Source organism: Microcosmobacter mediterraneus, assembly GCF_031846265.1.
GTDB lineage: Bacteria > Bacteroidota > Bacteroidia > Flavobacteriales > Flavobacteriaceae > Microcosmobacter > Microcosmobacter mediterraneus.
Map to the genome: position 1 here is coordinate 52,205 of NZ_JAVRIA010000006.1, position 25,223 is coordinate 77,427.

21 protein-coding genes are annotated in these 25,223 nt (G+C 32.2%); 8 read left to right on the plus strand and 13 right to left on the minus strand.

The window, feature by feature from the left end:
* Positions 1–10: 10 nt before the first annotated feature.
* The 3 genes from RM697_RS10805 to RM697_RS10815 are packed head-to-tail and all read left to right on the plus strand — an operon-like array spanning position 11 to position 2,734.
* Positions 11–1,669 (plus strand): M1 family metallopeptidase, encoded by a 1,659-nt coding sequence (locus RM697_RS10805; RefSeq protein ID WP_311427908.1) that lies wholly within the window; start codon positions 11–13, stop codon positions 1,667–1,669.
* 2 nt (positions 1,670–1,671) lie between these two features.
* Positions 1,672–2,244, plus strand: coding sequence for a YdeI/OmpD-associated family protein (locus RM697_RS10810; protein WP_311427909.1), 573 nt, complete (start codon positions 1,672–1,674; stop codon positions 2,242–2,244).
* Positions 2,234–2,734 carry a YdeI/OmpD-associated family protein gene (locus tag RM697_RS10815; RefSeq protein WP_311427910.1) on the plus strand — a complete coding sequence of 167 codons (501 nt, stop codon included), beginning with the start codon at positions 2,234–2,236 and terminating at the stop codon, positions 2,732–2,734. Before RM697_RS10810 ends, RM697_RS10815 begins: the two co-directional genes overlap by 11 nt.
* A 12-nt stretch (positions 2,735–2,746) precedes the next feature.
* On the opposite strand, the gene RM697_RS10820 is transcribed toward RM697_RS10815, so the two are convergent.
* The gene (locus RM697_RS10820; RefSeq protein WP_311427911.1) at positions 2,747–3,472 is read right to left on the minus strand and encodes a LytR/AlgR family response regulator transcription factor; all 726 of its coding nucleotides are present in this window, start codon (positions 3,470–3,472) and stop codon (positions 2,747–2,749) included.
* Positions 3,469–4,515: a sensor histidine kinase gene (locus tag RM697_RS10825; RefSeq protein WP_311427912.1), complete on the minus strand. Its 1,047-nt coding sequence runs from the start codon at positions 4,513–4,515 to the stop codon at positions 3,469–3,471. Before RM697_RS10825 ends, RM697_RS10820 begins: the two co-directional genes overlap by 4 nt.
* Positions 4,516–4,696: 181 nt before the next feature.
* Here RM697_RS10825 and RM697_RS10830 point away from each other — a divergent pair, with 181 nt between their 5' ends.
* Together RM697_RS10830 and RM697_RS10835 are read left to right on the plus strand one after the other, a co-directional pair.
* On the plus strand, positions 4,697–7,105 hold the full coding sequence (locus RM697_RS10830; protein ID WP_311427913.1) for a TonB-dependent receptor domain-containing protein: 2,409 nt from the start codon (positions 4,697–4,699) through the stop codon (positions 7,103–7,105).
* Positions 7,106–7,124: 19 nt separating this feature from the next.
* Positions 7,125–7,703 carry a hypothetical protein gene (locus RM697_RS10835; protein ID WP_311427914.1) on the plus strand — a complete coding sequence of 193 codons (579 nt, stop codon included), beginning with the start codon at positions 7,125–7,127 and terminating at the stop codon, positions 7,701–7,703.
* A gap of 38 nt (positions 7,704–7,741) precedes the next feature.
* On the opposite strand, the gene RM697_RS10840 is transcribed toward RM697_RS10835, so the two are convergent.
* Together RM697_RS10840 and RM697_RS10845 are read right to left on the minus strand one after the other, a co-directional pair.
* Positions 7,742–9,208, minus strand: coding sequence for a MoxR family ATPase (locus tag RM697_RS10840; RefSeq protein WP_311427915.1), 1,467 nt, complete (start codon positions 9,206–9,208; stop codon positions 7,742–7,744).
* A complete protein-coding gene (locus RM697_RS10845) occupies positions 9,208–10,335 on the minus strand; it encodes a vWA domain-containing protein (RefSeq protein WP_311427916.1) in 1,128 nt (375 codons plus the stop codon). Before RM697_RS10845 ends, RM697_RS10840 begins: the two co-directional genes overlap by 1 nt.
* 116 nt (positions 10,336–10,451) lie before the next feature.
* Between RM697_RS10845 and RM697_RS10850 the strand changes: the two genes are divergently transcribed.
* From RM697_RS10850 to RM697_RS10860, 3 genes are all read left to right on the plus strand, one after another.
* Entirely contained in the window at positions 10,452–13,643 is a 3,192-nt protein-coding gene (locus RM697_RS10850; RefSeq protein ID WP_311427917.1) for a WD40/YVTN/BNR-like repeat-containing protein, read from the plus strand.
* Between the two features lie 105 nt (positions 13,644–13,748).
* Entirely contained in the window at positions 13,749–14,369 is a 621-nt protein-coding gene (locus RM697_RS10855; protein ID WP_311427918.1) for a superoxide dismutase family protein, read from the plus strand.
* Positions 14,370–14,442: 73 nt separating this feature from the next.
* Positions 14,443–15,627, plus strand: a complete 1,185-nt coding sequence (locus RM697_RS10860; RefSeq protein WP_311427919.1) for an LETM1-related biofilm-associated protein — start codon at positions 14,443–14,445, stop codon at positions 15,625–15,627.
* Between the two features lie 72 nt (positions 15,628–15,699).
* On the opposite strand, the gene RM697_RS10865 is transcribed toward RM697_RS10860, so the two are convergent.
* The 9 genes from RM697_RS10865 to serB all read right to left on the minus strand — a co-directional run bounded on the left by RM697_RS10865 (position 15,700) and on the right by serB (position 25,220).
* The gene (locus RM697_RS10865) at positions 15,700–16,455 is read right to left on the minus strand and encodes a LytR/AlgR family response regulator transcription factor (RefSeq protein ID WP_311427920.1); all 756 of its coding nucleotides are present in this window, start codon (positions 16,453–16,455) and stop codon (positions 15,700–15,702) included.
* Positions 16,452–16,928: a DUF2306 domain-containing protein gene (locus RM697_RS10870; protein WP_311427921.1), complete on the minus strand. Its 477-nt coding sequence runs from the start codon at positions 16,926–16,928 to the stop codon at positions 16,452–16,454. Before RM697_RS10870 ends, RM697_RS10865 begins: the two co-directional genes overlap by 4 nt.
* A 42-nt stretch (positions 16,929–16,970) precedes the next feature.
* The gene (locus tag RM697_RS10875; protein ID WP_311427922.1) at positions 16,971–17,330 is read right to left on the minus strand and encodes a 2TM domain-containing protein; all 360 of its coding nucleotides are present in this window, start codon (positions 17,328–17,330) and stop codon (positions 16,971–16,973) included.
* A gap of 6 nt (positions 17,331–17,336) precedes the next feature.
* Positions 17,337–17,687 (minus strand): 2TM domain-containing protein, encoded by a 351-nt coding sequence (locus RM697_RS10880; RefSeq protein ID WP_311427923.1) that lies wholly within the window; start codon positions 17,685–17,687, stop codon positions 17,337–17,339.
* On the minus strand, positions 17,678–19,030 hold the full coding sequence (locus RM697_RS10885) for a histidine kinase (RefSeq protein WP_311427924.1): 1,353 nt from the start codon (positions 19,028–19,030) through the stop codon (positions 17,678–17,680). The genes RM697_RS10880 and RM697_RS10885 overlap by 10 nt, the downstream gene beginning before the upstream one ends.
* 12 nt (positions 19,031–19,042) lie before the next feature.
* Positions 19,043–19,666: a tetratricopeptide repeat protein gene (locus RM697_RS10890; protein WP_311427925.1), complete on the minus strand. Its 624-nt coding sequence runs from the start codon at positions 19,664–19,666 to the stop codon at positions 19,043–19,045.
* Between the two features lie 103 nt (positions 19,667–19,769).
* Positions 19,770–20,906 carry an N-acetyl-alpha-D-glucosaminyl L-malate synthase BshA gene (gene bshA, locus RM697_RS10895; RefSeq protein WP_311427926.1) on the minus strand — a complete coding sequence of 379 codons (1,137 nt, stop codon included), beginning with the start codon at positions 20,904–20,906 and terminating at the stop codon, positions 19,770–19,772.
* A 2-nt stretch (positions 20,907–20,908) separates the two neighbouring features.
* Positions 20,909–23,866 (minus strand): serine hydrolase domain-containing protein, encoded by a 2,958-nt coding sequence (locus RM697_RS10900; protein ID WP_311427927.1) that lies wholly within the window; start codon positions 23,864–23,866, stop codon positions 20,909–20,911.
* A gap of 130 nt (positions 23,867–23,996) precedes the next feature.
* Positions 23,997–25,220 carry a phosphoserine phosphatase SerB gene (gene serB / locus RM697_RS10905; protein ID WP_311427928.1) on the minus strand — a complete coding sequence of 408 codons (1,224 nt, stop codon included), beginning with the start codon at positions 25,218–25,220 and terminating at the stop codon, positions 23,997–23,999.
* Positions 25,221–25,223: the final 3 nt, after the last annotated feature.

Consider the following 25,223-nt stretch of genomic DNA (forward strand, 5'->3'; position numbering starts at 1 on the left):
ACTATTGTATATGAAATTTAAAAATCAATTAATTGTGAGGCATACTTTACTTATAGCTTTTTTACTTGTGTTTTCAATATCCGAAGCACAACTACTTCAAGATAAAACCAAATTCACAAAGCTAGATACACTGAGAGGAAGTATCACTCCAGAACGCGAGTGGTGGGATTTAAACTATTACAACCTAAATATAAAAGTACAACCAGACAAAAAATTTATTGCTGGTTATAATATAATTAGATATAAGGTATTAAAATCGCATAATGTTATACAAATAGATTTGCAAGCACCTATGGAAATAGTTGCTATTTCTCAAGATAATGAAGATTTAAACTACAATAAAATTGGTCCTGCATATTTTGTTTTTCTTAAAAAGGATCAAATACCTGGAGAATATAACGAATTGTATGTGCAATATTCGGGGAAACCCAGAGAAGCAGTTCGTGCACCATGGGATGGTGGATTTTCTTGGAAAAAAGATAATAATGGCAAATATTTTGTTGCTACGTCTTGCCAAGGCTTAGGTGCTAGTGTTTGGTGGCCCAATAAAGACCATATGTACGATGAAGTAGACAGTATGCGAATTGCTATTGATGTGCCTAAAGACTTAATTGCTGTTGCCAATGGGAGACTTCGAGACACCTACGAATATGAGGTTGGTGGCTATAAAATGTACGAGTGGTTTGTGTCAAATCCCATTAATAACTACGGCGTTAATGTAAATATAGGAGACTATGTAAATTTTTCTGAGGTTTACCAAGGCGAAAAAGGAGATTTAGATATGGATTATTGGGTTTTAAAAGATAATCTTGAAAAAGCAAAAACGCATTTTAAAGATGCTCCTAAAATGATGAAAGCTTTTGAATATTGGTTTGGTCCTTATCCATTTTATGAAGATAGTTTTAAACTCGTTGAAGTGCCTTATTTAGGTATGGAACACCAAAGTTCAGTGACTTATGGTAACAAATATTTAAAAGGTTACTTAGGTAAAGACCTTTCTGATACTGGAGAAGGTTTAAAGTTCGATTTTATAATTGTACACGAAGCTGGGCATGAATGGTTTGCCAATAACATTACTAATAAAGATGTGGCAGACATGTGGATACATGAAGGATTTACTGCCTATTCTGAAAACTTATTTTTAGATTATTATTACGGAAAAAAATCTTCAGCAGATTACGTTATTGGCACAAGACGATTAATACAAAATGATAGACCATTAATAGGACCATACAATGTTAATAAAGAAGGTTCTAGCGATATGTATTATAAAGGTGCTAACCTTTTACACACGTTGCGTCAACTTATTGAAGATGACGACTTATGGCGAGACATCTTAAGAGGTCTAAATTCTGAATTCTATCACCAAACTGTAACTACAAAACAAATAGAAGATTACATAAGTAAACGGACAAAAAAAGATTTATCAGCGTTTTTTAATCAGTATTTGCGTGATACGCGCATACCAACTTTAGAATATAAGATTGAAAAAAGAGAGTTGAAATTTCGTTATATAGATATTGTAAAAGGGTTTGATATGCCTATTGAAGTTGACATGAATGGTAAAACCCAATGGATTTTTCCTAGTGCAAAATGGCAATCAAAACCTATTAATGGTACTGATTTTAAAGTTGATAGAGATTACTATATTTATACTAAACAATTATAATATTGGAATTTCCAGAACTCTATTTTGAACGCGATATAGATTGGTACGACTGGTTACTACAAAACCATGATAAGTACAAAGCTGTTTACTTAGTCTTTTACAAGCTAGAAACAGGAATACTAACCATGCGCTGGAGCGACGCCGTTAAAGTAGCTTTATGTTTTGGCTGGATAGATGCTACTGTAAAAAGTCTTGGTGGCGGAAAACGCATTCAATATTTCACACATCGTAATCCTAAAAGTACATGGAGTGCTTTAAACAAAAAATATATCGTTGAACTTGAAGCTACAGGTATGATTCAAGAACCTGGTTGGAAACTTATAAATCTGGCTAAGGAAACTGGTACATGGACCGAAATGGATGATGTTGAAAACGGAGTGATTCCAGATGAACTGCAAAAAGCATTTGATGTCAATCCTAGAGCTTTTGAAAATTATCAAAATTTCTCAAAAGGTTACAGAAAGTCATATTTATCATGGCTTCATAGTGCAAAACGTGAGGCAACTAAACAAAAACGAATAAAAGAAATTATTAGATTGTGTAATGCTAATATAAAATCGAGAGATGCCTGGTAAATTGAAAAGTCAAATTTTTGAAGTTGGTTTATTAGATAAATACCATCTATTTATTCCTGAAGAAATCTTTAGACCATTTGCGGAAGCCAAACAAAGTCGTGTAAAAATCAACGCATCGCATAAAAGTAAATCCATTGAGTTTTATGCTGCTGTTAAAAAAGACAAGAATACAGATGACTATAAGTTTATGTTTAGCAAGGAGAAGCAAAAACAATTGGGTTTACTACTAAACGACTATTTTAAATTACAGTTATTTGAAGATACTTCTAAATATGGTGTTGATATGTCTGAGGAATTAAGCGCTGTTTTTGATAGCGAAGCGGAAGCTTTCAAAGTGTTTGAGAGTTTAACCAAAGGAAAACAGCGCAGCATTATTTATGCCATTGCAAGATTTAAAAACAGCCAGACCAGAATTGATAAGGCTCTCGTTGTTTGCGAAAATCTTAGAAGGGGAAATCTTAATACTTACACCATATTAAAACAGCAATAAATAAAGAAGAAGCTAATACATTAACTTTTTTATATTATCCATATAACCTCTGCTCACACGAACTACATCACCATTTTGCATGGTCACGTCATAACTTTTAGTATACTTATTTAGTTCTTTTACTTTATTAAGATTGATGATTGAAGATCTATGTACTCGTATAAAGCTTTTAGGATTTAGTTTTTCCTCTAAAGCTGAAATTCCATAATTACTTAAATAACTTTTATCATTAATAATCAGCTTAGAATAATCACCATAAGCTTCAATTCTAATAACATCATCTATACCAACTGTTATCAATTTATTTTGAGATTGTACCAAAATACGGTCTGGATATTGCGTTTTATCCATCAATAAACTTTCTGTCAATGGTCTAGCATTATTATTAGTGTTTTGTTGTAAACGCTCTATTGCAACTTTAAATCGATCTTTAGTATAGGGTTTTAATAAGTAATCCACAGCATGTACATCAAAAGCTTTAAGTGCGTACTGATCATATGCTGTAGAAAAAATAATCTGAGGCAACTCTTCTACATGAGTTAAAACGTCAAAGCCTGTCATTCCTGGCATTTGAACATCTAAGAATACCAAATCTGGTTTAAACTCATTAATCATTTTTACAGCATCGACACCATTATTAGCTTCTCCAAGTAAAATAAGTTCAGGAAAATCCTCAAGATATTCTTTAATAAGTTGTCTACCTGCAGACTCATCATCTACGATAATTACTTTCTTCATATAGCGAAACTAATTTTTAATCCCTTAGGTGTATTATCAGAAAGCTTCATGGTTGTTTTATAAATTTTTTCTAATCGTAACCTCGTGTTCGTTAATCCAATACCTTTATCAAAAACAGAGGCTTTATCCTCTACTCCAATTCCAGTATCTGCAATTTCAAAATGGAGCTTATCGTCTTTTTTAAATATTGAAATAGAAATTTCTCCACCTTCAATCAATGATGATAAACCATGTTTAATTGAATTTTCAACTAATGGTTGTAAAAGCATTGGTGGTACCATTTCATTTAAAATAGTATGGTCAACATTTATTTTAATAATTAATCGATCTTGAAAACGTTCTTTCTCTAAAGCCAAGTATTTTTTCACAAATTCGAGTTCTTCATCTAAAGTTACACGTTCAACTTTTGAAGCCTTTAATTGATAACGAAACAAATCTGAAAGCTCAGCTATAAGGTGTCGAGTACGTTCATTTTTAGGTGGTACAGAAGCACTAATTGTATTAAACATGTTATACAAAAAATGAGGATTCAGTTGCGCTTTTAAAGCAGATAATTCACTTTTTAAGGCAGAATTTCTTAGCTCTCCTTCAAGTTTTAATTTCTTTTGATTTTCTATAAAGTATTGATATGCAAAAAAACAACCGAACTGAATTAATAAAAACAAAGTAGGTATATACCAATCCCATATTTCTCCTGTTCCTCTTAAACGTCCGAGTTCCATTATATCTATAACCATATATCGACATTCGCGTACTAAAAGTACAACCAAAGGAATTAATAATGCAACAACAATGATTTGTATTTTAATACTTTTTTTCTTCAATAACTTAACTCCAAAAAACCAAATAGCTAAGGAAGCAAAAAAATAAAAAATATAGGCCATTCCTGCTGTATACCAGTAATCTTTGGGATTGAGCCATCCCCAAAACCCTTCATCTTTAAAGCCTCCTCTATTATACCATAATACAATATGATACAATAATGAAAAAAACGCATAAAACACAAAGGTTAATAGAATGTCGCTTCTTGTTACTTTCTTCATTAGTTACTTTAATTTATCAAATATAATATTAATGTAGACTCAATATAATTATTAAAGACGAGTGGTCCTATAGGCAGATAAATGGTCCTGGTCAATTCATCAGTCAATAGGACCATTCAACTATTATGAATTGATAAGAAAGCTTAAGCACTTCATATTTGCATCATAAAATTATTGAATCATGAAAACGAACATTTTTACTATCGCAATTATTTTAACAACTTACTTTTCATTTTCTCAATCTACTATAAAAGGTAAGGTTTTAGATGATAAAGTGAACGCAATACCTTCAGTTATTGTATCACTATTTAATGAAGACAAATCAAGATTTATAAAAGCAGCTATTGCTGAAAATGACGGAAGCTTCATCATTGAAAACATTAAAGCTGGAAGATATCTTATCACTATCAACAGTTTAGGGTTTAAAGATTATCAATCTCCAGTTTTTGAAGTGAAATCTTCGCTTAAAGACTTAGGGAATATAAATATGATTTCAGAATCTGAAACCCTGGATGAAGTAGTTATTAAAGCTGAAAAGCCAATGGTTCAAGTCCTGGCAGATAAGACAGTATTTAACGTGCAAAATACAATAAATGCAGCAGGAGACTCTGGTTTTGAGTTATTACGAAAAGCACCAGGAGTAATTATTGATAATAATGACAATCTTATAGTCGAAGGAAAAACTGGAGTTCTGGTTTACATAGACGACAAACCTTCGGTCTTAAGGGGTCAAGATTTGGTGAACTATCTAAAAACCATTCAATCTAGTGACATCGATGCTATTGAAATTATTACACAACCCTCTTCTAGATATGATGCCGAAGGTAATGCTGGGATCATAAATATAAAGTTTAAACGCGATAAAAGTTTGGGTGTAAATGGTACAGTTTCCTCTGGTTTAACCTATGGTGAATTTGCCAGAATAAACAATTCTGCATCATTTAATAATAGAAATAAAAAGACGAGTTTCTACGGAACATTAAGCAACCGATTTGGTGAAAGTCTTAGTTTTATAAATCTATTTAGAACCCAAAATGGGGCTATTTTTGATGCACAAACCGAAACTGTTTTTGATAATAATAGTAACAATATTAGAACAGGTTTTGATTGGTATGCCAATAAAAAATCAACATTCGGCATCATATTATCTGGTAACTTTAATCGCAGCGATTCTAATAGCGATTCTAGAACACCAATAACAGATGTTGGAAGTAACAGTCCTGATCAAGTCTTAATAGCAGGAAGTGATACAGATAGTAAAACATCTAATATATACCTCAACACAAACTATAGATTTAATACTGAAAAAGGTGTATCGCTTAATGTAGATTTAGATTATGGTGCTTACAGTAGCGATAGAGACAATTTACAACCCAATCAATACTTTAATGGTAACGAAACACAGATTATTAGTGAAACCATTAATTATATGCTTACTCCAATTGATATAAACTTAATCACAGCAAAAGTTGATTACGAACAAAATGCTTTAAAAGGTAAAATTGGATTTGGTGTTAAATTCTCAAAGATTGTTACAGACAATCAATTCGATTTTTTCGATCGTATCAATGGACAAGATATTATAAATGAGGACAGAACTAATGATTTTGAATATGACGAACAAATCAATGCTCTATATGTAAATTATAACAAGCAATACAAAAAATTCAACTTTCAAGTTGGTCTACGAATAGAAAACACCATCTCTGATGGCATACTAACTAGTTTACAAGATGATCAGAATGATCGTGTAAAACGTAATTACACTGACTGGTTTCCAAGCGGAGGGATTACCTATCAAATGAATCAAAAGAATTCATTGGCACTAACATACAGCAGACGTATTCAGAGACCTAATTATCAAAGTTTAAATCCGTTTGAATATAAAATCGATGAGTTATCATTTAGAAGAGGAAATCCTTTTTTACAGCCACAATACACGGATAATTTAAAACTTTCGCACACTTACAATTACAGATTGACAACATCGGTAAGCTATAGTTTTATTAGCGACTTCTTTGCACAAGTTACAGAAGCTGTTGGTGATGATCAGAATTTTATTAGCCAACGGAATGTAGCAAATCAGAAAATAATAAACTTAGGTATATCCTATCCTACAAGTCTTAATAAATGGTGGAGTGTTTACTTTAGTCTTAATGCCTACAGAAGCATTTATGAAGCCACTAATGAAGACTTTTTAGAAATCTCACAAAATACAATGAGCTTTTATGCCCAAAACACATTTAAACTACCAAAAGGATTTAGAGCAGAAGTATCTGGATGGTATAGTTCACCTTCTGTTTGGGGAGGAACCTATCAAACTAAAAGTTTGGGTTCCCTAAACATTGCTGTACAGAAAAAATTCTTTGACGATAAACTTACAGCAAGATTAGCATTTAATGATGTGCTGTTTACCTCACCTTGGCAAGGTGATACACAATTTGGAGACCTAACTATTAATGGTGATGGCGGAAATGATAGTAGACAAGTACGTTTTAATCTAATATACAATTTTGGCAGAAACGAGATAAAAAAAGCACGCTCAAGAGAAACTGGTCTTGAAGACGAAAAAAATAGAATAGGAAGTTAAATATAAAACCAATAATACAATGAAAACTTTATACACACTAATAGCTTTAATGCATATAGTAACTCTTAATGCACAAAATACATACCTCAAAATAACTAAAAGTAATAAAGCCAATGATTATGTAATGTATCCACCTGGTACTAAATTTGAGTTAAAGACTAAAGAAGGTTATATTATATTTAAGAATAGTGATAATCCAGGTGTAATAGAAATTGATGAAGCATATACCCTTTACGTTTACCCAAATTGGAAAGATGACTCTGATATATATAAATTATCTGAAGGCAAATTGGAAAAAATATTAACATCTAGTTACTACAAAACTGACCTTAAGAGGCACATTACAAAACTTAACAAGATAACTGCGGAATACACAGTAACAGATTCTAAAAAAAGAGAAGGTAAAAAGAACTTAAAATTTAAATTGAGTAATGGTATTACATTTGAATTTAATGACAGTAAATATCGAGCATATCTATATGAGGAAGAAAATTATCTTAATATAGAAGGTAAATACCTAATTGAATCTGAATTGGGTACTTTGAAACTTAGCTTTAATACGAGTAATGGTATTGTTTGGTGGGTTTTTGAAGATTAAAAATTAACAAAGGGAAGCAAGCTTGCTTCCCTTTAATTTTATAATCCACTAATAAAACTTCCGTAAGGATCTTTAAATTGTAATCCTTCCGAGAACCTGTATTTACTAAGTTGTTTAAACTCTACCAAAGCCCATAAAATAAATTCCTTTAAAAAATAAGTATCCTCTGCTGATGTTTTCGGCATATATTCTCCTATTAAATCATTTAGTGGTGAAACCGCATCCAAGATATTTCTATAGTCTTTATCTCTAGTATCATCTAATAATTCGAAACCGTCAGACTGATTAAAAAACCAAGATATTAAGGCATCATATGGTGTTTCTTCATCTTGCTTTTGAAGTTTTTCAATTTTAGGAAAATATTTAGGAAACAAGGTTTTAATAGCTTCTTCTATTAAGGAATTGGCCACAAAATCTGCACCTTCCTGTTCACCTTCGTAAACGAGTTCAACCTTTCCTGTAATAGCAGGAATAACACCAATAAAATCACTAAGTCTTACTGAGGTGTTGTTATCTCCTGCTAATAAAGCTCTACGTTCTGCAGTACTTAATAAATTTTCAAATGCTGTAATACTCATTCTTGCACTAACACCACTTTTTACATCCACATAATCACTTTCTCGAGCTTCAAAACTTATTTGTTCTAATAAATCTCTAGCAAGTTCTGGTACATAAACAGATTCTGATTGTCTGGTATCTAATTTTGCCTCTTGGTTTGTAATTGTTTTGGCTATTTCAACTGTATCAGGATAATGTGTTAAAATCTGAGAACCAATTCTATCTTTCAATGGTGTAACTATACTGCCTCTGTTGGTATAATCTTCGGGATTGGCAGTAAACACAAACTGTATATCCAACGGTAAACGTAATTTAAAACCACGTATCTGAATATCACCTTCCTGTAAAATATTAAAAAGCGCAACCTGAATTCTGGCTTGTAGATCTGGAAGTTCGTTTATTACAAAAATACATCGATTAGCTCTTGGTATCATACCATAGTGAATTACGCGATCATCTGCATAACTTAATTTTAAGTTGGCCGCTTTAATAGGATCTACATCACCTATAATATCTGCAACTGTAACATCTGGTGTAGCCAATTTCTCGGCAAAACGTTCTTCTTTATGTAACCAAGAAATTGGAGTTTTATCTCCTTGTTCATTAACTAATTCTGTTGCATATCTTGAAATGGGTTGTAAAGGATCATCATTAATCTCTGACCCCTCAACAATTGGAATATATTCGTCAAGCAAACCAAGCATTAATCTCGCTAATCTTGTTTTGGCTTGACCTCTTAAGCCTAATAAATTAATATTGTGCTTAGATAAAATAGCACGCTCTAATTCTGGTATTACAGTGTTTTCATATCCATGAATTCCTTGAAAAGAAGTTACTCCTTCTTTTATATTTGTTATAAGATTATCTCGTAATTCGTCTTTTATAGATTTTGATTGATAACCAGCTTTTTTAAGTGCTCCTAGCGTTTTTATTTGTTCTATATTCATTATCCTTTAATTCTTCTTTTTCTATTATTCTCGTAATCTTCAAAAATCATTTCACCTAGTCCTTTTAATCCAGTATAAAAGGCTTTCCCTTTATTAGCTTTTGTAAATTCTTGTACAAAACGCATTAAATAATCATCATCTGTAATCATAAAGGTCGTTATAGGAATATGCAATCGTCTTGCTTGTTGAGCCATTGCATAACATTTATTAACTATATAAGGATCTAAACCATTACTATTTTTATAATATTGACCATCTGGTAATCTTAAGCAACTAGGCTTTCCATCAGTAATCATAAATATTTGCTTATTTGTATTACGCTTACGTCTAAGAAGATCCATGGCTAACTGCAAACCAGCTACAGTATTGGTATGATAAGGCCCAACTTTTAAATAAGGTAAATCTTTTATAGCAATTGGCCAAGCATCATTTCCAAAGACCAATATATCTAGAGTATCCTTTGGATAACGTGTTGTTATTAATTCTGCTAAAGCCATAGCTACTTTTTTAGCAGGTGTAATACGATCTTCTCCATACAAAATCATACTATGACTAATATCTATCATAAGTACAGTGCTCATCTGAGATTTATGGAGTGTTTCCTCTACAACCAAATCATCTTCAGTAATTTTAAAATCACCAATACCATGATTAATTTGTGCATTACGCAATGTTTCTGTGATAGATACTTTATCTAGAGCATCTCCAAATTGGTAAGCCCTAAAATCTCCAGTATGCTCATCACCTATTCCTGGCGACTTACTTTTATGATTCCCAGAACCACTTCGTTTTATTTTCCCAAAAATATGATCTAATGCCTGTTGTCTAATTGCGCGTTCAGTTTTAGCAGTAATAGCCATACCTTTTCCATCACCATTAGGCTCAATTTCTTCACGTATATAGCCTTTAGCTTTTAAATCTTCTATAAAATCTTCAATGGAGTATTCTTTAGTAGTCAATTTATATTCCTCATCTAGTTGTCGCAACCAATTGATAGCTTCATCAAAATCACCAGAAGTATAGGTGATTAACTCTTTAAATACTTCAAATAATTTTTCAAAAGGTGATTGATGTGGAACTTCATAAGTTTTAAATACAAAACCTGTTTTATTTAACTTTTCTTTCATAGCTATGTAAAAATAATGCTTTTAAAAATGCTATTAAAAGCATTAACATTGATTTTAGAATTCAATCGTTTCTTTTCCGTAATTTTAGAAGTCTAAAACCAACAATTTATTAAATAATGAAAAAATTATTTTTAGCGATCGCTTTTTTAAGCCTCTCTCTTCTTCCTGCTCAGGAATTTACAATGGACTTAGTAAAAAACATGACACCACGTAATATTGGACCTGGCGGCATGTCTGGTCGTGTTACTGCTATTGATGTTGTACTTAATAATCCAGATATTATGTATGTAGGTACAGCATCAGGTGGTCTATGGAAATCTAATTCTGGTGGTATTAAATGGGAACCCATTTTTGATAAAGAACTCACAGCTTCAATTGGTGCTGTAGAAATTCAGCAATCTAACCCAAGTGTTATTTGGGTTGGAACTGGTGAAGGGAATCCTCGAAACTCATTAAATGGTGGTTATGGAGTATATAAGTCTCTTGATGGTGGAAAATCATGGATGGCTATGGGACTGGAAAATACAAGACATATCCATCGTATCATTGTTGACCCAACCAATCCCGATATAGTTTATGTTGGTGCTATTGGATCTCCTTGGGGAGAACATCCAGAACGTGGTGTATTTAAAACTACAGATGGTGGCGAAACCTGGAATAAAATCTTATTTGCAAACAATAAAACAGGTGTTGCAGATATGGTTATGGATCCAACAAATCCTAACAAATTGATTGTTGCTCTATGGGAACACAAACGCGATCCTTGGTTTTTTAATTCTGGAGGAGAAGGATCTGGTTTACATATGACACATGATGGTGGTAAAACCTGGGAAAAAATTACAAATGAAGAAGGGTTTCCAAAAGGAGATTTAGGACGTATTGGTATTGCTATTGCTCCAAACAAACCAAACATTGTATACGCTTTAGTTGAAGCTAAAAAGAATGCGCTATATAAAAGTGAAGATGGTGGGTTTAATTGGAAAAAAATTAATGATAAACGAGATATAGGAAACAGACCGTTTTACTACTCTGAAATATATGTAGATCCGCAAAATGAGAATAGAGTATTTTCTGTTTTTACGTATGTAAATGTTTCAGAAGATGGTGGTAAAAACTTTAAACAATTGATGCCAGCTTATGGAGTTAGTAATGGTGTGCATCCAGATCACCATGCGTGGTGGATTCATCCAGAAAACGGAAATTTTATGATTGATGGTAATGATGGTGGAATGAATATTACAAAAGATGGTGGCAAAACTTGGCGTTTTATAGGCAATTTACCTGTTGCACAATTCTATCATATTAATGTAGATAACGAGTTTCCTTATAATGTATATGGAGGTATGCAAGACAATGGTTCTTGGAGAGGACCAGCTTATATTTGGCGTGCACAAGGTATTCGTAATAGCTACTGGCAAGAAATCAGTTTTGGTGATGGTTTTGATGTTGTACCAGACAAAGATGATTCTCGCTATGGATGGTCTATGAGTCAGCAAGGCTATGTTAGCAGGTACGACTGGCAAACTGGTAATAATTATGGTGTAAGACCAACACATCCTGATCCTGATGTTCGTTTACGATTCAATTGGAACTCTGCCATAAATATTGATCCTTTTAATAATAGAACCATATATTTCGGTAGTCAGTTTGTACACAAATCTAAAGACAAAGGTGAGACTTGGACAGTTATAAGTCCTGATTTATCTTCAAACGATCCTGAAAAACAAAAACAATCTGAAAGTGGAGGTTTAACCATGGATGCTACTGGTGCAGAAAATCATTGTACCATCTTAGTTATTGAACCTTCTCCACTTGAAAAAGATATGCTTTGGGCTGGTACTGATGATGGTCGTGTACATTACACCTCTGATGGTGGAGATAATTGGATTGAGGTTACAAAAAATATTAAGGGTTTACCATCTGGAAGTTGGGTTGCTCAAATTAAAGCTTCAAATAAAAATAAAGGTGAAGCACTTCTTATTGCCAATGATTACAGACGCTTTAACTACATACCTTACGCTTATAGAACAAAAGACTATGGTAAAACTTGGCAACGTATTGTAGATGATAATGATGTACAAAGCTACACACTTGCCATTGTAGAGGATCCAAAAGAGTCAAATTTACTATTCTTAGGAACAGATGATGGTCTATATGTGTCATTAAATGCAGGTGAAAATTGGACAAAATGGACTAATGGTTTCCCAACGACTTCTGTTAAAGATTTAGTGATTCATCCTAGAGAACACGATTTAGTTATTGGAACTTTTGGACGTGCTGCTTGGATTTTAGACGATATTAGACCTCTACGTGAAATGGCAAAAAATAATGCAGTGATGTCTTCAAATATTAAACTTTTTAATCCTCCTACTGCATACCAAGCTGCTTACCAACAACCAACAGGAAGTCGTTTTGGAGCTGACGCTATGTATCATGGTGAGAATAGATCTGGTGGGGCCAGATTTGCATATCTATTTAACAAAAAGGAAAAGCCAAAATCAGATTCAGAGAGTGATACAGAAAAAAGTGAAGAGAGTAAAAATGTTGTGAAGTGGGATTCTTTAACTTTAAAATTATATGATGGTTCACGCCTAATTAGAACTTTAAAACGCAAAGCACCTAAGGAGAATGGCTTACAACGTTGGACATGGTATATGGACGAGGCTGGAACAGACAGACCATCTAGACGTATAAGAACATCAACAAGAGAACCAGGAGGTGTTTCAGTAAAACCAGGACAATATAAAGCAGTTATGCATTATGGTGATCAAACATCTGAAGCTATGGTAACCGTTGCATCAGATCCAAGGCTCAATATATCTCAGAAAAACATCAATGAGGTCTATACAGCTTCAAAAGAATTAGAAAGCATATCACAAACTTTAGCTGATGCCTCTAAGCAATTAATTGAGAGTAAGGATATTGCTTCAAAGTACAAATCTGAGTTAAACAAATTAGACAAAGAAACTTATAAAGCTCAAATTGAGTCTTCAGATTCTGTTGTAAAATCAATAGACAAATTATTGGATATGTATTTTGGAAAAATTGATAAACGTCAGGGCATTACTAGAAATCCTGAAGTAACAGCGTTACAGCGTTTACGCACTGCAAGCGGTTATATTTATGGAAGTCAAACTGGTTTAACATCAACTGAGACAACCTTGATGCAACATGCAAAAGAGGCTGTAAATAAGTTACTTAGTAAAACTAATACATTCTTTAATAATCAATGGAAAAACTATGAAGCTGAAATGAAAATGCTTCAAACACATCCTTTTAAAGAAACTAAAGTTTTTGGTATAGATTAAGGAAAGTCAAATCTATTTATATGAAAACAATATTGAGATAAACAATATCATTTGTATAAAGAAAATTATTCGCTTAACTTTCATGCAAATTAAAATATAATTAACATGAAAAAATTTCAAGCCTTATTAATTGTAACATGCCTCATCACAGTATTAGCTTGTAAAAAAGATAAAAAAGAAGATGATCAAAATATAGACACTACAACAGAAGCTGTTGAATCTTCAACTACAAGTAATAATAATTCAAAGGCTACTAATAAAAGTACTGCATTTAAAAAAATAAGAATGGTATTAGATGCTAAGAGTGGTAGTACAGTTAATGGTAGTGCTGTTTTTAAACAAGATAAAGGTGTTGTAAGTATGATTGCTACCTTTAGTGGTTTATCTGAAGGAGAGCATGCAATACACCTTCATGAAAAAGCTGATTGCTCATCTGATGACGGAAAATCTACAGGTGGACACTGGAACCCTACAGGAGCACAACATGGAAAATGGGGAGATGCTAAAGGATATCACAAAGGCGATATAGGAAACTTTACGGCTGATGCTAACGGAAATGGTTACGTTTCTTTTAATACAGATGAATGGTGTATTGGCTGTGGTGATGAAACCATGGATATTCTTGGTAAAGCTTTAATCGTTCACCAAGGTACTGACGACTTCACCTCTCAACCATCAGGTGCAGCTGGTAGTAGAGTTAGTTGTGGAGGTATTGTAGAAGAATAAAAGTCTTATTGAAATAGTTACAAAAAGCTACTTTATTTAGGTAGCTTTTTTAATTTTATACAAATTATAGTTTATGAATCCATCTGCCTCTGGCTGGATAAAAAAGTTAATCTCGCAATTACAGTCTAAAAATTATTATCATAATTTAGATGATGAGAGTTTTTATAATGCACTAAGACATTGTGGATTTATTTATGGCAGTAATATTCATTCTCTTGAAAAAGACATTTCTACAAACACCTTAAGTGAAGAAGAAATATGTAAAGTTAACTTAGTTATAGCATTACATTATGTTCACACCAAACATAATCCAGATCAAATCTTTGTAGCAAGTGTTATAAGCTTTTACAAAGCCTTAAACCATTATAAAGCGTCTTTTTTCGAAGAACTTCTAGGTCGACGAAAATCTTTTGGATTACTGGAGAGTATTATTCATAAACGCATTAATATAGACGATAATATTATTACTAAAAGTTTTAATCAATTTGTAATAAATGCATTATTATTTGTAGATATTTTAGCCTTTAACAAATACCTGAAAAATGGTAAGATATCTATAGATTATATAAAACAATTAGAAGCTGCTATAGAAGTCATTGTTTTTAAAGTATTTGAAAAGAAAACTGTAAAAACTGAGTATGACCACAGTCTTTTAAATCTAATTGAGTCGTCGTTACGTTACCATAATAATGAACAATTACAATACGAAGATGTTATTGCTTTTATTTCCTCTCCTTTAGAAAAACGCTACATCATTGACATTGTATGTATGGCAGCCTGGAGCGATAAGGTTATAGACAAGGAAGAACAGGAATTTTTACATAAGCTAAAAAACGATCTTGTACTTAACAAAGATCAGATTATTGATTCTGTGACATTTGTTAATACATTCTATGACATTAACAAAGATCATATTGCACATTTAAGTTCTAAAAACTTGGTTCAGAATTTTTATGATAATTCTAGTAAGCTTGTAAATAAACTTATAAAACGCAATAGTAAACGTTTACTAAAAGAACTCCAAGAGAGTAAGGATATTATGGTGTTACTTACCAAATCTACTACTAGAAAACTTACAGACGAGGAACAAAAGCAAGTGCAAAATCAACTGTTAGATATTTTTAAATCTATTCCAAGCTTAGCCATCTTTTTACTTCCAGGAGGTATGTTGTTACTTCCTTTATTTATAAAATTTATTCCTAAGTTATTACCTTCCGCTTTTGATGATAATCGTTTAGATGATGAACTCAAAGACTAATAATACGTATTTAGAGATTTGCCTTTAGACATCTATTCTGTAAAAATCCTATAATTAAGTTATAACTTCTACTTATTCTAACCAGGCTTTAAAATCCTTTACGCGTTCTCTAGCTACAATAACATCTTGTTCGTTGTATGAAGATAATTTTATTTGTAACCTAGAATTAGTATAGCTAATCATATCCTTAATAGCATTAATGTTTACAAAGAATTTTCTATTTATTCTATAAAATATATTTGGATCTAACTCTTTTTCAAGATGCTCTAATGTGGTATCTAAAAGATAGTTTCTGTTTTCTGAGGTATGTAAATACGTTCCTTTATTTTCACTGTAAAAACATTCAATATCATCTATATTTATGAGCTTAAGGTGTTGACCAACTTTAATAGAAAAACGCTTTTTATAGTCTCGTTCTATAGGATTAACCAACAGCTTTTTTATATCATTAAAATCTAAAGTTACCAACTGTTCTTTTGGTAATCGATCTTTATATTTTGAAACGGCCTTTGCCAAATCATCTTCATCTATAGGCTTTAAAAGGTAGTCTATACTATTAAGTTTAAAGGCTTGTAAAGCATATTCATCATAGGCAGTTGTAAATATGATAGCAGATTTTACGTCTACATGTTCAAAAATCTCAAAAGATAAACCATCACTAAGTTGTATATCTAAAAATATCACATCTGGATGTTCATTATTTTGAAACCACTCTAAAGATTCTTCAACAGAATGTAACATCACCTCAGCATTAATTTCTAGCTTATTAAGCATACGTTGCAAGCGTCTTGCCGAAGGTTTTTCGTCTTCTATAATAATAACATTCATCTTAGATTTAATTTTTTAGCTTGTTTATTAATAATAATACTGCCAATCATTGCTGTTACAAAAGTTGCTAATGCTACCATCCACCAAAATTGTTTCATATTACCTACAAAGCGAGTTCCTACTTCTGCCCAAAAAGCACAATATAAACCAACAACGCTCCAATTCATAAAATAAAAGTGATAAGGAAACCAGTTATTCCTTTTCTTAATTGTTGGGAGCATTCCACCAATAACACTTACTAAACTAACGATAGCAAAAAAGTGAAATAGGCTAAAACCACCAAAGTTTACGATTAAAAAAGAACTAACATTTAATAGTAGCATACTAACTACATAGATATAACCTATACGTTTATGAAAAGTAGTTCCTTTTGTGTTTAGTAACACAATTGTACCTGAAAGCATACTTACAATTGCAGTGATAAAATGGAACCAACCAATATTACTATGTATGATATCACTAAAAAAATCCATGATTATAATGAAATAGATTGGTTCGTAATTTTTGTGATATACCTATTCAAAACGTCTAAACTCTTCTTGATCCTTTTCTATAAACTCTTGTATTTTGCGCTCTTCCCAATTCTTGCCAAAAATAAATCCTGGTCCAAATACACCGAGGAAATGGAATAGTAAACCAATTCCCCAAAATACAGCAGTTGCATAAGGTCCAAAACCTCTAAAACCTTCACCAGAATTAAAGCCTATTAACAGAATTAAAAAGATATTAATTACGATATAAACAGCAAGGTGCCAATAAAATCCTATAATTTTATCGAGCTTCTTTTTGGCTCTTAAATAGGCTTCTTCTTTTTCAAATTGACGTTGAGATCTATTCTCATCATCACTATACGGTTCTATACTATAATTATCCATAATGTTTTATTTTTTCAAGTTTATGGATTCATCTTCATCCATAAATTGTTTTAATTTATCTTCTTCCCAATTTTTACCAAGAATAAATGGTAAACCAAACACTGATATAGTTTGAATTAATAATACAATTCCCCAAATTATCCATACGATGAAGGTATCTAAATCCCAAACTGCGTCACTAAAACTCTCACCATTGTTTACGTTTCTATTAACTTTAAATAAAGAGATAACAACATTTACGATTAAGAATATAATACAATGGAAATAAAATTTTCTTAAACGTTCTGCACGATGCCTTGCTCTAAAATACAGTCCATCATCTTTATACTTTTCATTCATTTTCATAGTTAATTCCATCTGTTTTTATTTTCCTCTTCTTGCATATATTGCTCAATCTTTCTTTGCTCCCAATTTCTACCTAGCATACCATCGTTAACATAAACCTTGTAAGCATGAAAAGCTATACCAATTCCCCAACCAAACATTGGAAACCAAAACCACTTAAAATTCCAAGAGGTATACCAATTAATAAATATTAAAAAAGGAATCACTATACAGTATGATATAACACTGTAATAAAATTCTTTAACTTCTTCTACATGTTTACGAGCCCTCACATAACGATCATCGAACTCATTTTTTGATTCTATTCTTCTCATAACTTTGATTTGTTTTGTAAGCATTGGTATTGCTACTGCAAAACGTTTTGCTTCTTGATTGATAATTACTTTTTTATTTGTGAGTAGCTCATAGCGTTGCTTAATATTACCTAAACCAACACCACTACTCTTTTTTACTATTTGTTTTGGTTGCAGATTATTCATCACTACCAAATTGTTTCCTTCTTCATAAATTTTAATATGAAGCGGTTTAGAACTAGTTACCATATTGTGTTTTACAGCATTCTCTAAGAGTAATTGCAGAGATAATGGCACAACTTTACTTTCTGGATTCTGAGCCTTTTCTGGGATATCAAAAATTAAACTATCCTCAAACCGCATTTTTAATAAAGACATGTAAGTACGAGCAAAATCTAATTCTTCATCTACTGTAACCAAATCTTTATTTTTTTGTTCTAATACATATCTATATACCTTAGATAATGATGTGGTAAACTTCTGCGCATTATCTGGGTTTTCTTCAATTAAACTGGTTAATACATTTAAACTATTAAATAGAAAATGCGGATCTAATTGGTTCTTTAAAGCATCAAACTTTGCACTTGCAGTACCAGCGATTACCTTTTGCTCTTTAATTTTATTTTTTTGAGCTTCTTTGTAATAATAAACTGCATGAAAGAACAAGGATATTATTAAGGTTATCATTAAGGCGCTTAAATAAAACTCTGGACGTTCTGTATTTACAAACTCATCCCAAGTTTCACCTTCAATCACAGTTTCTATAAAAGCTCTTATAAAAAATATAGTTACTAACGTAATGGCAACTGACCCAAAAAAACCAATAGCAATTCTATATTTCTTATAACGATCCCAAACCACATACTCATTGATGTAATCAAAGAAATAAGAGTTAACTAAACTCAATGGAATAGAATAAAGCATATAATAAGCAAGTATGCGAAGGAAGTTATTATTTAATTCTATTCGTGAACCAGTAAAATAACGTATTACTTGATCTACAAGCATAATTACTATGCCAATTAGAACTCCAGATATAATTGTTTTTAATAACTTCTTCATGAGTTGCTCTTCTTATGATTTACAAGATGCTAAGACTTCCTCAGCACGCTCAATTCCCCAATTTGGATGTAAATTACTTTCTGGCTTAAAGTTAGTAAAAAGTTCTATGGACGCTTCAATGTCTTTACAAAATGGCTTAGTATCTTGTCCAAAATATTTAGCACTTCCCATAGCCCAATCTGCCTTACAAAATGCAGCTCTGGGATTATTAGGTGCCAACTTATTAGCTTTTTTGTATAGCTCTGAAATTATTGCTGCGTATTTCATGCCGTAAGTTGCACCATCAAAAGCAACCCAATTAGTATAAATTTGTCCTTGCATAATTAAAATCTCAGGGTTGTTTTCACTAATACGTTTGGCAATATTTAAATGCTCTTGTGCTTTAGATAATTGTGCCTTTAAAACGGTTTCATCTTTTACACTCCAACTTTTTAAACTATTCATCTGTGCAATATAATAATGTGGTAACCATTCATCTGGTTCTGCATTAGCAATACGTTCAAATAAATTTTCCGCTTCGCTCCATTTATCGTTTTGCCAAAGTTCAAAGGCTTTTTGCATGCCTTTTTCAAAATTAGTTTGTGCATTAGTAATTGCAGAAACTACTAGTAATGCTAAAATGAATATATGTCTCATTGTCTATGTTTTTATTGAGACAAATATCTTATAGTAATAAGGGATTTTAAAAATAGAAATTCTGAATTGTGAAATTTAAAGGATGAATTGTAAAATATAACAATTATACCACTGTACATCGATTAAGAGTAGCTTCATAAAGGGCTTCATATTGTGGCACTATTTGGTGAATATCGAATTTCTTAGATTCTATTCTTGCATTGGTTTTAAATGTTTTAAGTCTATCTGCATCTTTTAGAATGAAAAGTGCGTTTTTAGACATATCATCAATAGCGTTAACACTGCTTAGGAAACCTGTCACACCATGCTTGTTTACTTCTGGGATTCCTCCTGTGTTACTAGATATAACAGGAACACCTGAAGCCATTGCCTCTAGTGCAGCAAGTCCAAAACTTTCTGTTAAAGATGGTAATAAAAACAGATCACTGAAGCATAGTATTTTATCTATCTCATTACTATTACCAAAGAATACGACTTTATCCGAAATACCTAATTTCTCACATAAACGTTCTGCAGGTTCTTTTTCTGGACCCTCACCAACCATCATTAATTTTGCGGGAATTTCTTTCTGAATATTATGAAACACTTTAATTACATCTGGTATTTGCTTTACCTCTCTAAAATTACTGATGTGTGTTATGATTTTTTCTTCATCAGTAGCCATTAATGCTCGTTGACAATCAGTAAATTCATGCTTGTATTTAGAATTATCTATAAAATTTGGAATAACATTTATAGCATTCTTTATATCAAATAAACGCATAGTATCATCTTTAAGGCTCTGTGAAACAGAAGTCACAGCATCAGATTTATTAATACTAAATGTTACAGCCGTTTTATAATTAGGATGACTTCCTACAAGCGTAATATCTGTTCCGTGTAAAGTCGTTACAATAGGTACATAAATATCTTCTTCCATTAACATTTTTTGAGCCATATAAGCTGCATATGCATGCGGAATAGCATAATGAACATGTAACACCTCAATTCCATGAAGTTTAACCATATCCACAATTTTACTTGATAGAGCTAACTCATAAGGTTGGTATAAAAACAAAGGATATTCAGGGACATTAACTTCGTGAAAATGTACATTATGGCTTAACAAGTCTAAACGAACAGGTTGACTGTAGGTAATAAAATGTATTTCGTGACCACGCTTAGATAATTCTAGTCCTAACTCCGTAGCCACTACTCCACTTCCACCAAATGTTGGGTAACAAACAATTCCTATTCTCATAATTAATCTATTATTGCCTCGTAAATGGCTTGCTGTATATTGGTTCTAATATTCTCTCTTAATAATTTATTTTTCCCTTTAGATGTTGGATAGGTTCTATTGGCTAAAAATATATATATTATTTCTTCCTCAGGATCTGCCCAAGCATAGGTGCCTGTAAAACCAGAATGGCCAAAACTGGTCATAGAAATACAACCGCAAGTTGGACCACTATCGCCTAATTGAGGTTTATCAAAACCAATACCTCTTCGATTATCTTTATGGCAGTAATAACAAGTATTAAACTTATCTATAGTCTCTGTTTTAAAGTACCGTTTTCCTCCATAATAACCTTTCTGTAAATACATCTGCATTATTTTGGCAATATCGTTGGCATTACTAAAAATACCAGCATGCCCTCCCACACCATCTTGCATGGCTGCTCCCATATCATGCACATAACCTTGTATCTTCTGATATCTATAATAATCATCAATCTCCGTTGGAATAATATTTTGGTTACTAAATTTATTCCTAGGGTTATACGTGGTATAATTAGCACCTAGCGATTTATAAAAATGGTCTTGTACTAAGGCATTTAATGGTTTGTCGTAATAATTCTCTATATATTTCTTTAAAATATAATATGGTAAGTCACTGTATCGATATCTCAAACGCGATAACATATCACTCTCTTTAATAATCTTTTGTATGGAATCTTTATAGTCATTTCTTAAATACAAGTCATTTGCAACCTTTATTTTAAATCCTTTAGTAGGTGCTTTTCTGTAATATTTTTGCAAAGGTTTTTTTGTAATTGAATCTAAAGTTGAATAGTAAAATGGTATCCAAGGCTTTAGTTGAGCATAATGCGATAGCATTTTTTTGAGCGTAACATCTTCTTTATTTGTACCCTTATAGTCTGGTAGTATCTGAGATAATTTTGTATTTAAAGAAATAATTCTTTTTTCCTCTAATTCCATAATTAAGGGAAGCGTTGCCACAATTTTTGTCAATGAAGCTACATCATATATATCTTCAAACTTCACCTTTTCTTTCCCTTTGTATGTATGCTTACCAAAATTCTTGTTATAAATAACCTTACCTTTTCTGGCTATGAGCAATTGGATTCCTGGTGTCATCATAGAGTCGACTGCGACTTGCGCAATAGAGTCTACTTTTTTAAGTTTTTCAGAGCTAAGTCCAACACGTTCAGGTAAACCATAGCTTAACGATTGAATAGCATTAGATGTGAGTCCGCTTCCAACGGCAAAAAATGGTCCTGCTGATACTGGTAATTGACCTTTTACTGGTATAGCACCAAATATAGCTTGTGCAGATTTTTGTTGAGCGATAGTACTATTTTGATAACTAACAACAATAGTTTCTATATTTTCAACCGTTTTAAGGTTGATTAAAGCGTAAGGCCTTGCGAAAACATTCAATATAACATCATGTTTTCTAGCTATCTCATAAAGCCAAACCATTTCTTTATCCTTGAATTCATAACTTTTCCATGGTGACTCATTAGATTTATGAAAGCCTACAATAACTGTATTATAATTTTGAAGCTTGGTTAACAATTCATCTAACTTATTAGCTTTTACCTCATGCACTTTGGCATATTTTTTTAACTCTTTAAAAAATATTGAACCATCTGCATCACCTAATGTTACATAAGCTACTTTTTTGGTCTCTAAATTTCTAATTGGCAAAAATTCATTTTTATTTTTCGCCACAGTAATAGCATCTTCTAATAATTGTTCATATAACACATCGTCTTCTAATCTATTAAGATCTTTAGCGAGGTTATACATTCCAATAGGTTTATAACTATGCAAGCCTACTTTGTATTTAGCCATTAGAATTTTTTTTACAGAATGCGCTAGACGTTCTTCAGTAATTTTACCATCTGTAAAAGCCTTCATTATTTTCTCTATACCTTTTGCTATATTCTCAGACATGAGCATAACATCATTTCCTGCCATAAATGCTGCTAAGTCTATTTCGCCTCTAGTGTCAAATTTTTTAGAGCTATTACCATCAACCATCTTATCTACAAAGTCCGCAGCACCTTTCATCGTTAAGGCATCAGTAAAAATAAGACCTTTAAAACCTAAAGAGTCCTTTAGTATATCTGTAACAATATGTTTTGATAAAGAGGAAGGAAATCCGTTTCTTGATTCTAAACTTGGCACATTCAAATGCGCTACCATTACACTAGATAAACCTTCTTTTATAAGTTGCTTATATGGATATAACTCAACAGAATCAATACGCTTTTCTGAGAATCCAATGGTAGGAAGCGTCTCATGCGAATCCATATCAGTATCACCATGACCAGGAAAATGTTTAGCATTTGCTAAAACACCTGCCTGTTGCATACCTTTCATAAATGCGGATGCCTTTTCTGTAACGTTATTTCTATCTTCACCAAAAGAACGATTACCAATAATTGGATTCTTAGGATTTGTATTAATATCTACAACAGGTGCAAAATTAAAATGTACACCAAGACGTTTACAATGTTCTCCGATATGATAACCTGTTTGCTCTACTAGCGCATTATCTTTAATTGCTCCGAGCGTCATATTCCAAGGAAAGGCATACGTAGAATCTAATCGCATGCTTAAACCCCATTCTGCATCCATACCAACTATTAAAGGGATTTTTGATGCAGCCTGTAATTCGTTATTAAGTCTGGCTTGTCTGTAGGGTCCGCCTTTAGAATAGATGATACCACCAATATGCTGATTCTTTATAAGATCTACAATATCATTTTTATGTTTGGCATCCTTGTTTGAAAAAGCCTGAACCATAAATAATTGCCCAACTTTCTCTTTTAACGACATACTGTTGTAAAGGCTATCTACCCATTGTTGTTGGGCTTCAGTATCTTGAGTAACAAGAGGATGTTCTTGTGCTAAAACAAATGAAAACGAACAAACTAACAAGGTAATAAGGGACAAGTAGAATTTCATGAATAGATTTTAATCTAAATGTATTTAAAAACTATGCCAAAATAGTATTTTTAAGAGCAAGTTTACAAACTTTATGATAGATTTATCACAAGGTAATTAACTATAAAAGCTATGAATTTCTGAGTGAAATTTACTCGATAAGATCGATATGTCTATCGTGATAACCTAATAAATATAACACACCATCTAAGCCAATACTAGAAATTGAGCTCTGTGCATTATCTTTTACTGTTGGTTTAGCATGAAATGCAATACCTAAACCTGCAAGATTGAGCATTTGCAAATCATTGGCACCATCACCAACTGCTATGGTCTGACTTATGTCTATTCCTTCTTTTTTAGCAATTTCAGCTAAATATTCAGCTTTCTTTTCTCCATTAACAATTGGAGCAATGTAATGACCAGTTAAAGCACCATCTTTTATTTCAAGTTGATTAGCATAGACATAATCTATTCCTAATTTTTCTTGTAAATAACGACCAAAATAGGTGAAACCACCAGACAATATTGCTGTTTTAAAACCGTATTTTTTTAAGGTATCTATTAAACGTTTTGCGCCTTTAGTTATGGGTAGATTCTCGGCAACATCTTTTAGTAAGTCTTCACTTAAACCTTTGAGTAGTTTCATACGTCTTTCAAAACTTTCATTAAAATCGATCTCACCTTGCATTGCGGACTCTGTAATCGCTTTCACTTGGTCTCCAACTCCAGCTAATTCGGCTAGTTCATCAATAACTTCAGTTTGTATGAGTGTAGAGTCCATATCAAAACAAACCAATCGTCTATTTCGTCGATAGATATTATCTTCCTGAAAAGCAATATCAACATCTAAGTCTCTAGATATTTGCATAAACTTTTCAGTAAACTCCGTTTTATTATCAATTTTACCTCGAATAGATAATTGAATTGATGCCCTTGGATATTCCTCCTCTTTAACCAGAGATAAACGACCAGTTAATCGTTTAATAGCGTCTATATTTAAGTTTTTTTCTGAAATAACTTTAGTGACTTCCGAGATTTGCTCTGCTGCTAATTTTTCTCCCAGAATGGTAATAATGTAACGATCCTTTCCTTGTTGTTTTACCCAACTTTCGTAATCTTCTAAGCTGATAGGTGTAAATTCTGCATTGATTCCTAATTGATATGCTTTAAATAATAAGTCTTTTAAGACAGCTGCAGATTTCTTTCCAGACTCAATCTCAAACATAATACCCAATGACAAGGTATTATGAATGTTTGCTTGGCCAATATCTAATACTTTAGCACCATACTCTGCTAATACATTTGTAAGACCAGTTGTTAAACCTGGCTTATCCTGTCCTGAAATATTTAGTAAGAAAATATCTTTAGCCATATT

Coding starts and splice junctions, on each gene's coding strand:
- RM697_RS10805 (WP_311427908.1), top strand. CDS start 11: ATGAAATTTAAAAATCAATTAATTGTGAGGCATACTTTACTTATAGCT.
- RM697_RS10815 (WP_311427910.1), top strand. CDS start 2,234: ATGCCTGGTAAATTGAAAAGTCAAATTTTTGAAGTTGGTTTATTAGAT.
- RM697_RS10820 (WP_311427911.1), bottom strand. CDS start 3,472: ATGAAGAAAGTAATTATCGTAGATGATGAGTCTGCAGGTAGACAACTT.
- RM697_RS10825 (WP_311427912.1), bottom strand. CDS start 4,515: ATGAAGAAAGTAACAAGAAGCGACATTCTATTAACCTTTGTGTTTTAT.
- RM697_RS10830 (WP_311427913.1), top strand. CDS start 4,697: ATGAAAACGAACATTTTTACTATCGCAATTATTTTAACAACTTACTTT.
- RM697_RS10835 (WP_311427914.1), top strand. CDS start 7,125: ATGAAAACTTTATACACACTAATAGCTTTAATGCATATAGTAACTCTT.
- RM697_RS10840 (WP_311427915.1), bottom strand. CDS start 9,208: ATGAATATAGAACAAATAAAAACGCTAGGAGCACTTAAAAAAGCTGGT.
- RM697_RS10845 (WP_311427916.1), bottom strand. CDS start 10,335: ATGAAAGAAAAGTTAAATAAAACAGGTTTTGTATTTAAAACTTATGAA.
- RM697_RS10850 (WP_311427917.1), top strand. CDS start 10,452: ATGAAAAAATTATTTTTAGCGATCGCTTTTTTAAGCCTCTCTCTTCTT.
- RM697_RS10855 (WP_311427918.1), top strand. CDS start 13,749: ATGAAAAAATTTCAAGCCTTATTAATTGTAACATGCCTCATCACAGTA.
- RM697_RS10860 (WP_311427919.1), top strand. CDS start 14,443: ATGAATCCATCTGCCTCTGGCTGGATAAAAAAGTTAATCTCGCAATTA.
- RM697_RS10865 (WP_311427920.1), bottom strand. CDS start 16,455: ATGAATGTTATTATTATAGAAGACGAAAAACCTTCGGCAAGACGCTTG.
- RM697_RS10870 (WP_311427921.1), bottom strand. CDS start 16,928: ATGGATTTTTTTAGTGATATCATACATAGTAATATTGGTTGGTTCCAT.
- RM697_RS10875 (WP_311427922.1), bottom strand. CDS start 17,330: ATGGATAATTATAGTATAGAACCGTATAGTGATGATGAGAATAGATCT.
- RM697_RS10880 (WP_311427923.1), bottom strand. CDS start 17,687: ATGGAATTAACTATGAAAATGAATGAAAAGTATAAAGATGATGGACTG.
- RM697_RS10885 (WP_311427924.1), bottom strand. CDS start 19,030: ATGAAGAAGTTATTAAAAACAATTATATCTGGAGTTCTAATTGGCATA.
- RM697_RS10890 (WP_311427925.1), bottom strand. CDS start 19,666: ATGAGACATATATTCATTTTAGCATTACTAGTAGTTTCTGCAATTACT.
- bshA (WP_311427926.1), bottom strand. CDS start 20,906: ATGAGAATAGGAATTGTTTGTTACCCAACATTTGGTGGAAGTGGAGTA.
- RM697_RS10900 (WP_311427927.1), bottom strand. CDS start 23,866: ATGAAATTCTACTTGTCCCTTATTACCTTGTTAGTTTGTTCGTTTTCA.
- serB (WP_311427928.1), bottom strand. CDS start 25,220: ATGGCTAAAGATATTTTCTTACTAAATATTTCAGGACAGGATAAGCCA.